The sequence below is a fragment of the Tsukamurella spumae genome, from assembly GCF_012396015.1.
In the GTDB taxonomy this organism is placed as follows: Bacteria; Actinomycetota; Actinomycetes; order Mycobacteriales; family Mycobacteriaceae; genus Tsukamurella; species Tsukamurella spumae.
Genome location: NZ_JAAXOQ010000076.1, coordinates 1 through 1291 on the forward strand (window position 1 = coordinate 1; position 1291 = coordinate 1291).

Sequence of the window (1291 nt, forward strand, 5' to 3'; positions counted from 1 at the left end):
GGCGGATCCAAGAGGCTAGCGCAACACGGCTCTATGCTGCTTGTTCGGATAGTAGTTGGTCGAGTGCCTCGGCTGGTGTCTGCCAGTCGAGGCGCTTGCGGGGCCGGCGGTTTAGCTGGGCGGCGACGAGGTCGAGGTAGCCCGGACCCCACCGTGAGAGGTCGGTGCCTTTCGGGAAGTACTGGCGGAGAAGACCATTGGTGTTCTCGTTGCTGGCCCGCTGCCACGGTGAGTGTGGATCGCAGAAGTAGATGTCAATCCCGGTCGCGGCAGTGACCAACTCGTGCCTGGCCATCTCGGATCCTTGATCCCAGGTCAGAGAACATTGAAGCTGTTCGGGTAGTTCTCCGATCTTGTCGATCAAGGCCGCGGCGACGGTCTCCGCGGTGTGATCGCCGGGCAGGTGCAGCAGCATGACGAACCCGGTCGCCCGTTCGACGAGGGTGCCGATCGCCGACGCTGAGGTGGTCGATCCGAGGATCAGATCGCCCTCCCAGTCGCCGGGGATCGCCCGGTCCTCCACGTCTTTCGGACGTTCGCTGATGTTGACCATGTTCGGTATCCGGTTCCGAACAGTGTTGCTGCGCTGAGGCTTACGCAGCTTCCTTCCCGTGCGCAGATGCGTAGTCAACTCGCGGCGCAACTCACCGCGTCCCTGAACGTAGAGGGCCTTGTAGATCGTCTCATCCGACACACGCATCTCCAGATCGTCGGGGAACTCCACCCGCAACCGGTTCGAGATCTGCTCCGGACTGAAGTCGTCTTCGAGCCACTGTTGCACCACCTGCTGCAGGCGAGGGTTCGAGGCCAGTTTCCCCGACACCGGCCTGCGAGCTGCGGCATCCGCTGCGGCCTGCGCAGTACTCGCCCGATACCGCCGCTCCCGCTCGTACTCGTATCGCTGGCCGTTGACCGTCCGACCGTGGATGAACGTTCCAGCACGGCGCAGCTCACGGCTGATCGTGCTCGGCGAGCGCCCCAACCGCTCAGCGATCTGACGCACCGTCAGCCCACCAGCCCTGAGCAGGGCAATCTCCTCTCGATCGGCAAAATCAAGCCTCCGGTACAAACGCTCACCGGTCCGGATCGCGGGCTTCATCCCTCCACGATCGTTGAAGAACCGGCTTGCCAGTCTCTCCGACACCCCCGCAGCGGCAGCCGCGTCCGTGACCGTCTTACCGCTGCGGATCTGATCCCAGAACGGACGCTCCCGCTCCGCCGGGCTCTTCGGTCTTCCCATCAGACAACACCTCATCTACCTCAGATGTTGCGCTGACCCCTTGGACCCAAG

The 1291-nt window shown here is 63.4% G+C and carries 1 protein-coding gene; it reads right to left on the reverse strand.

Translation table 11 applies throughout. The annotated features are described in order from the left end of the window. Window positions 1-31 precede the first annotated feature (31 nt). Complete coding sequence (locus HF999_RS22110) at window positions 32-1240, reverse strand: IS30 family transposase (RefSeq protein WP_376766509.1); 1209 nt, start codon at window positions 1238-1240, stop codon at window positions 32-34. Window positions 1241-1291: the final 51 nt, after the last annotated feature.

Coding starts and splice junctions, on each gene's coding strand:
- HF999_RS22110 (WP_376766509.1), bottom strand. CDS start 1,240: ATGGGAAGACCGAAGAGCCCGGCGGAGCGGGAGCGTCCGTTCTGGGAT.